The sequence below is a fragment of the Maribacter sp. genome, from assembly GCF_039968975.1.
In the GTDB taxonomy this organism is placed as follows: Bacteria; Bacteroidota; Bacteroidia; order Flavobacteriales; family Flavobacteriaceae; genus Maribacter.
On the sequence record NZ_JBDVOT010000194.1, the window covers coordinates 1 to 7995 of the forward strand.

Annotated in this window: 7 protein-coding genes and 1 pseudogene; all 8 read left to right on the plus strand. The window is 35.9% G+C overall.

All coding sequences use genetic code 11. From position 1 onward, the window contains the following. A pseudogene (locus ABJI11_RS13410) lies at positions 1 to 956 on the plus strand (hypothetical protein); the annotation flags it as partial. Continuing rightward, the gene (locus tag ABJI11_RS13415; RefSeq protein ID WP_348353171.1) at positions 957 to 1955 is read left to right on the plus strand and encodes a VWA domain-containing protein; all 999 of its coding nucleotides are present in this window, start codon (positions 957 to 959) and stop codon (positions 1953 to 1955) included. Position 1956: 1 nt separating this feature from the next. Beyond that, positions 1957 to 3003 (plus strand): VWA domain-containing protein, encoded by a 1047-nt coding sequence (locus tag ABJI11_RS13420; protein WP_348353174.1) that lies wholly within the window; start codon positions 1957 to 1959, stop codon positions 3001 to 3003. After that, positions 2984 to 3856 carry a tetratricopeptide repeat protein gene (locus ABJI11_RS13425; protein ID WP_276493348.1) on the plus strand — a complete coding sequence of 291 codons (873 nt, stop codon included), beginning with the start codon at positions 2984 to 2986 and terminating at the stop codon, positions 3854 to 3856. Before ABJI11_RS13420 ends, ABJI11_RS13425 begins: the two co-directional genes overlap by 20 nt. A gap of 59 nt (positions 3857 to 3915) precedes the next feature. Further along, positions 3916 to 5640: a BatD family protein gene (locus ABJI11_RS13430; protein ID WP_348353186.1), complete on the plus strand. Its 1725-nt coding sequence runs from the start codon at positions 3916 to 3918 to the stop codon at positions 5638 to 5640. A gap of 2 nt (positions 5641 to 5642) precedes the next feature. Continuing rightward, on the plus strand, positions 5643 to 6404 hold the full coding sequence (locus tag ABJI11_RS13435) for a tetratricopeptide repeat protein (RefSeq protein ID WP_348353178.1): 762 nt from the start codon (positions 5643 to 5645) through the stop codon (positions 6402 to 6404). Positions 6405 to 6462: 58 nt separating this feature from the next. Continuing rightward, positions 6463 to 6756 carry a hypothetical protein gene (locus ABJI11_RS13440; RefSeq protein ID WP_348353181.1) on the plus strand — a complete coding sequence of 98 codons (294 nt, stop codon included), beginning with the start codon at positions 6463 to 6465 and terminating at the stop codon, positions 6754 to 6756. A gap of 69 nt (positions 6757 to 6825) precedes the next feature. Further along, a partial coding sequence (locus ABJI11_RS13445; protein ID WP_348353184.1) for a SulP family inorganic anion transporter occupies positions 6826 to 7995 on the plus strand: 1170 nt, incomplete at its 3' end.

Consider the following 7995-nt stretch of genomic DNA (forward strand, 5'->3'; position numbering starts at 1 on the left):
GTTCTTACCTAGAAGAAGATGCTAATGTAACCGCTTTGGAAAGTACCACAGGTCAATTGATCGAAAAATTAGAGTTACTGAAAGATGCCGGTGAACTAAATTTAGATAACGACACTATAAAACAATTTCAACAAATATTACAGACGGCAGATTTAGTGAAATTCGCTAAAAACAAACCTTCTACCTCTGTTGCTGAACATGACAGAAAGTTGGTTGAGCAGATTGTTGAAAAAACGCATGAAGCGCTACCAGAACCAACTGAAGAAGAGTTACTAGAGCAAGCAGAATATCAAGAAGAACTTGAACGCAGGGCGAAAAAGAAAAAAATCAGAATAGCCATTATATCTACCGTTGCCCTACTACTAATAGGCATTACCATTGCAGGAGTAAAATTCGGATTCGGTTATTTAAAAGACACTGTTTTAGGCCACCCTACCAAAGAACTTTTAGAAGGAGAATGGGTACGCAGTAGCTATGGCTTTCCACCAATACAATTAGAGTCTCCACAAGTTCTGGTTAGACAGGAAATAAAATTACCTGCTGAAGCCAAGGCTGCCATAGAAGATATACAGGCTTTTGAATATAGAAGTCCTATTGGTTTGTTTAATATGGGTACCACAAGTATTACTTTGGCACAAAAAGAAGTAGACCCGGAGTTTGACAAGACCATAGAACAGATCTTATCTAATTTTGAGGCTCAGGGAGCAAAGAATATCATTACCAAACAAGAAGAGTTCAGCACCATAAGCGGTGTTAAAGGAGTTAAGGTTTTTGGTAGCGGTAAGTTTCCAATGCCCAGTTCTAAAGAATTAACAGAAGGTGAATATACAGTGCTACTTTTTGGCGGTAAAGGATTTCAACAATATGTAATTCTTACCTGGCTTAAAGATGACACGTACGCACAAGAAATAGTTGACCGAATCTTAGCATCGGTAGAAGTAAAAACAGAAGCATAAATGTTCGAGAATATATCATTTGCAAATCCTGATTTCTTTTGGCTGTTCTTATTACTGCCATTAGCAATTGTGTGGTATATCTTTAAACAAAAAGAGCAAACCACATCATTACGTATATCAAGTGTTAAAGGGTTTAGCTACAATAGCATTTTACCTAAGTTTAAACCCGCGTTGTTTATATTACGCTTACTGGCATTAGCTGCAATAATTGTAGCTCTGGCAAGACCACAAACAGAAGATATTTCTACGCGCTCTAAAACCACAAAAGGTATAGACATTGTCATGGCAATCGATGTTTCTTCTAGTATGCTGGCAAGAGATTTAAAACCGAACCGACTTTCCGCACTTAAAGACGTGGCGGCAGATTTTATTAAAAATAGACCAAATGATCGTATAGGTATTGTTGCCTATGCTGGTGAAGGTTACACCAAAACCCCTATTACCACGGATAAAGCCATTGTACTTAATGCACTTTCAGAAATTTCATACGGACAATTAGATGACGGTACCGCCATTGGTATGGGGCTAGCAACTTCTGTTAACCGTTTAAAAGACAGTAAGGCAAAAAGTAAAATCATCATCTTATTGACCGATGGGGTAAATAATTCTGGTTTTATTGAACCGCAAACAGCATCTGACCTGGCACTAGAATTCGGTATTAAAACGTACACTATTGGTCTTGGTACAAATGGCAACGCACTTTCACCTGTTTCATATAATGCCGATGGTTCATTTAGATTTGGAATGAGACAAGTAGAAATAGACGAAGAACTACTTAAAGATATAGCCAATACTACAGGAGGTAGATATTTTAGAGCTACGGATAACGAGTCTCTAGAAGAAATCTATGATGAAATTAATAAACTAGAAAAAACAGAGGTAGAAGAATTTAAATACTACCGCTACGAAGAAAAATTTAGAATGTGGATATTACTAGCAGGAGGATTGCTTTTGTTAGAATGGATTTTAAGAAACACGCTTTTTAGAAGCTTTGTATAATATGATACAGTACGACGAAAAAATATATTTTTATTTACTCTTTATCATCCCAGTGATAATAGTGCTGTTCCTTTTGTTATTGGTATGGAAAAAGAGAACACAAAAGAAATTTGCAGATTCTGAGCTATTGAAAAGGCTAACCCCTAACCGTTCATATAACAAAGGAGGTTTAAAATTGGTAGTTTTCGTCCTTGCCTTAGCATTATTAATCATTGGTTTGGTCAATCCAAAAATTGGAACAAAACTAGAAACCGTAAAGAGAGAAGGTGTAGATATTGTATTTGCGGTAGATGTTAGTAAAAGTATGCTAGCTGAAGATATTGCGCCCAATAGAATAGAGAAAGCTAAAAGATTGGTTTCTGAAATCATAAATCAATTGGCGAGTGACCGAATTGGAATTATTGCCTACGCTGGTCAAGCATATCCACAATTACCCATAACAACAGACTACGGCGCAGCAAAAATGTTCTTGCAAGGCATGAATACAGATATGCTTACGTCTCAAGGCACCGCTATTGACCAAGCTATTGAATTGGCCACAACATATTATGACGATGTAGAACAGACCAACCGTGTACTGTTTATAATCTCTGACGGTGAAGACCATTCTGAGGGGTCTACCTTAGATGCCGTAGAAGATGCTGTTGATGCAGGAATTATCATCTACACTATAGGTGTAGGTAAAGAAAAAGGCGCACCAATACCAATTAAAAGAAACGGCATTTTAGAAAGTCTAAAAAAAGATAACCAAGGTGAAACCGTAATCACAAAATTGAATGAAAGTGTTTTAGCGGATATTGCAAGTGAAGGTAATGGTGAATATATAGACGGTTCTAACACAGATGCCGCAGTAGAGTATATAAAAGAAGAATTGTTAAAAATGGACAAGAAAGAATTTGAAGCCAAACAATTCGCAGAATATAAAGATCAGTTTCAATGGTTTATTGGCGTGGCATTGTTGCTTCTCTTTTTAGATATTTTTATCTTGGACCGCAAGACAAGCTGGTTAAAGAAACTCAATTTGTTCAATGAGAAAAGAAATGAATAGAATAAGCACAGTAGTAGTATTGTTTTTTGTTTGCTTGTCATCTTTTGCTCAAGAAGTTGATGAGAAAGAAAAAGAGAAGGCCTTAAGATCTTCTACGAACTATACCTGGGATGCCAATAAAGCATTATCAGAAGATGATTTCATTACGGCTGAGGTAGATTATAGAAAAGCAATTTCTAAAAGTCCTGATAATAGCGCAGCCCCTTATAATTTAGGGAACGCCTATTACGAAAATGAAACCTATAATGAAGCTTTTGGTAGGTTTAAAGAGGCTGGTGAAGCTTCTACTTCTAAAGCGGATAAACATAAAGCTTATCATAATATGGGTAATGTGTTTATGAAGCGTAAAGATTATGCCAAGGCGGTTGAGGCATATAAAGAAGCCTTACGTAACGATCCTACCGACGAAGAAACACGTTACAATTTAGCTTTGGCCAAAGAGCTCTTGAAAAAAGATCAAGACGAGAACAAGCAAGACCAGGACGATAAGGACAAGGATAAAGACGACAAGGACGAGAACAAAGACCAGGATCAAAAGGACGAAGGGGACAACGAAGATAAAAAAGATCAGGGCGAAGACGGTGACAAGGGCGACGAAGGCGATAAAGATGAAGAGAAAAAAGATGATGGCAAAGATGGTGAAGGGGACAATGAATCTGATCAAAAGAAAAAACCTGAACAAGGAGAAGGTAATAATGAGCAAAATCAACAACAACCTAAACCTAATCAACTCTCTAAGCAGCAGGTTGAGAATTTATTGAGAGCTATGCAAAATGCAGAAAAAAAGGTTCAAGATAAAATTGATGCCAAAAAAGTAAAAGGTGCTAAAATTAAAACCGAAAAAGATTGGTAGACTTTAAATCCATAACAAAACTTGGGTTAGTATTAACCGTTTTTCTATCATCTATTTTGATGATGGGCCAAAATAACAGCGGAATTACTTTTGAAATGAAACTGAGCAAACCAAAGCTTGGTCTAAACGAAAGATTACGCGTTGATTTTACCATGAACCGAGATGGCGATAATTTTAGTCCGCCAGATTTTGCAGGTTTTAAAGTTATTATGGGACCTTCTCAATCTATCAGCTCTTCATGGATCAATGGTGTAAGAAGTTACTCTAAATCATATTCATATACACTGGCACCAACCGCTAAAGGTAAATTCTCTATAAAACAGGCTTCTATTGTAATTGATGGTGAAACCTATAAATCTTTAGCACAAGATGTTGTAGTTACTGCAGCCGTGGACAAGCCTAGTGATCAAATGACCGCGGATGATGTAGCCGATGAAAATTTACATTTGGTTGCCGAGGTTTCAAAAACGAATCCGTATTTAAACGAAGCTATAACCGTCATCTATAAGTTATATGTTAGTCCAAATATTAGCGTATCTAACTATCAACCTTTAGATAACCCTACTTACAATAATTTTTGGAGTCAAGATATTAAGGTTAACGGACTTAGTGCACAAAATGGCACTTATAAAGGCAAGCCTTACCGCTATGCTATATTAAAACGTGTTGTTCTTTATCCACAAAAATCTGGAAAATTAGATATTGAGCCCCTTTCCCTTGATGTTACGGTAGATGTACCCACCGGTAGACGAGATTTCTTTGGTCAAAAAATGTATGCCCAAACAAACAAAACGGTTTCCGCAGGCAGAAGAACAATCAATGTAAAAACTTTACCAATTGACAACCAACCTGCTGATTTTAATGGTGCAGTTGGTGATTTTGATTTTTCAGTAACTACAAGTAAAACAAGCTTGAATGCGTCAGAATCTTTACAAGCAACCGTTGAGGTGAGCGGTAAGGGAAATTTAAAATTGTTTAAATTACCGGAACTGGAATTGCCTAGTGCATTAGAAGTTTATGAACCTGAGTTTACAGAAGGTGTAAGAACCACTTTAGCGGGTATGCAAGGCAAGGTGAGCAATCAATACACCATAGTACCTTCTTTTAGGGGGAAATATCCTATTTCACCTTTGAGCTTTAGCTATTTTAATCCATCCACCGGAAAATACACCACACTAACATCTGATGAAATCGTTATAAATGTTTTAGAAGGTCCTTTAAGTGCTTCTTCTAACGCCAATACAGCTTCAAACAGCAATAAGCAATCTGTAGTAAGTAGCGGCAATGAATTCAATTTCTTAAAGCTAAACCCTAATTTAACAAATAAATCTATTTCTTACTTTTTTGGTTCCACATCATTTTACATGTGGTTATTATGTCCGCTTTTATTGATTCCTTTAGCTATTATTTTTAGAAAGAAAAGAGATGCTATTGCCGGTGATATTGTCGGTAATAAAATTAGAAAAGCAAATAGACTTGCACGTAAATACTTATCTGCAGCAAGAAAAGAACTTGGTAATAAAGAGTCTTTTTATGTTGCTCTTGAAAGAGCGCTACATAACTATCTAAAAGCAAAATTGAAAATAGAGACTTCTGAATTTAGTAAAGACAAAATCACAGAGCTGCTTAAGCAAAAACAAATAGACGACACTACCGTAGATAGTTTTATAGGACTTCTTAAAAACTGTGAAGCTGCAAGATATAGCCCATTCTCTGACGTGCAAATGCAAGCCGATTATGATAAGGCAAGTGAGGTAATTTCTATAATGGATAAACAATTATAAGTATGTTCAAAAAGTTAGCCACCATAATTAGTCTTTTTACGGTTCTCTTTTGTACCGCTCAGAACACCAAGTTGTTTGAGCAGGCTACAGTAGCATACAATGCTGGTGAGTATGACAAGGCTATAACCTATTACCAAGATATACTTGATAACGGTGAACATTCGGCCGCTGTTTATTATAACCTAGGTAATACATACTATAAGCTTAATAACATTGCGGAAAGCATCTACTTTTACGAAAAGGCATTATTACTTTCTCCTAATGACGAAGAAATAAAGACAAACCTTAGCTATGCTCAGAATATGACCATAGATGCCATCGATATTATGCCAGAAACGGGTTTATCTAAATTATATAAAGACATAACAGGTAAACTAACATTTGATCAATGGGCATATGTAGCCATTGGCTTCATGTTCCTATTTGTACTCTTATATATACTTTTTTATAATTCAAATTACGCTACCAGAAAACGTTTTACATTTATTGGTAGTTTGCTTGCCCTTTTTCTCTGTATACTATCCGTTTTATTTGCGTTTATTCAACGTAAAGATTTTGACGAAAATCAACCAGCAATAATTTTTGCCGAAGAAAGCACTGTTAAATCTGAACCCAATACTAAAAGTGAACAAGTATTTTTGATTCACGCTGGAACCAAAGTCAATATTTTAGACCAATTAGATGATTGGAACAAAATAAGATTGACAGATGGTAAAACTGGATGGATTCAAAACAACGAACTTAGACTGTTGAAGGATTTTTAGAAGATTGTTAACAGTTTTTAACTGTTTCCGTGCTATCTTTACGATTGATTTTTAGTATATGACTTTTTTTGCACGCATTACTTTACTCTTGTTATGGCTTTTTGTAGTTACTGCACCAAGCATCATAACCCTATGCGATGTTGAAAACCCAATTGTAATTACCAATCTAAACGAAGAAGAGCAAGAATCGGGTAAAAAATCAATTGGTGAAGAAAAGTTTGTTAAAGAAAAATCTTTAGATTTCTCCATAGTTGCGATTTATGTAAATTCAACGATCAACAACTTTAATATGAAAGGTTATCAAAATCTATCATTAGAAGTGTTATCTCCCCCACCGGACCTAGCTATTTAAGCATTTTCAGTTTTTAACGATTAACTAATCTGTCCTAAAATAACTTTAGGGCTTAATAATATTATTTACATGTTCAAATATATCAAAAACGATATTCCTGCGAGTATTGTTGTCTTTTTCGTTGCACTACCATTATGTCTAGGTATTGCATTAGCTAGTGGTGCTCCTTTATTTTCAGGAGTTATTGCCGGTATTATCGGTGGTGTTCTAGTCGGTGGTCTTAGTGGTTCTAAAATAGGTGTTAGTGGTCCAGCTGCGGGTTTAGCAGCAATAGTACTTACAGCAATTGGAACTTTAGGCGGTTATGAAAATTTTTTAGTAGCTGTTGTTTTAGGAGGTATAATCCAAATCGTATTCGGGGTATTAAAGGCCGGGGTCATTGGTTACTACTTTCCTTCTTCTGTTATTAAAGGAATGCTTACCGGTATAGGTATCATCATCATCTTAAAGCAGATTCCTCACTTTTTTGGTTACGACCCTGATCCGGAAGGAGATTGGGCATTTTTTCAAGTAGATGGGGAAAATACCTTCTCAGAAATTTTAAATACTATTAATAATATTAGTCCAGGCGCTACTTTAATTGCTATAATTGGTCTATCTATACTTATACTTTGGGATAAAGTACTTTCTAAGCAAGGTAAAGTATTTCAAATTATTCAGGGACCCTTGGTTGCAGTTGCAGTCGGTATTATATTTTACATACTAACTCAAAATAGTGAAGTATTGGCCATATCTAAAGAACACTTGGTAAGTGTACCTGTACCAGAAGACGTTTCTTCTTTTATTGGTCAGTTTAGCTTTCCAAATTTTGGCGCAATTACCAATCCGCAAGTTTGGATTACCGCCTTTACAATTGCCCTAGTTGCAAGTTTAGAGACCTTACTTTGTGTTGAGGCAACAGACAAATTGGATCCGCATAAAAATGTAACTCCTACAAACAGAGAACTACTTGCCCAAGGCGCAGGTAACATTGTTTCTGGTTTAATAGGCGGTCTTCCTATTACCCAAGTAATAGTACGTAGCTCTGCTAATATTCAATCTGGTGGAAGAACTAAATTATCTGCAATAATTCACGGTTTTCTTTTACTGATTTCCGTAATATTAATCCCTACTTTACTGAATATGATTCCCTTATCAGTTTTGGCTGCAATTCTATTTATCGTAGGGTTTAAGTTAGCAAAGCCATCTCTATTCATAAAAATGTATAAACTAGGATGGAAACAATCTATACCATTCTTC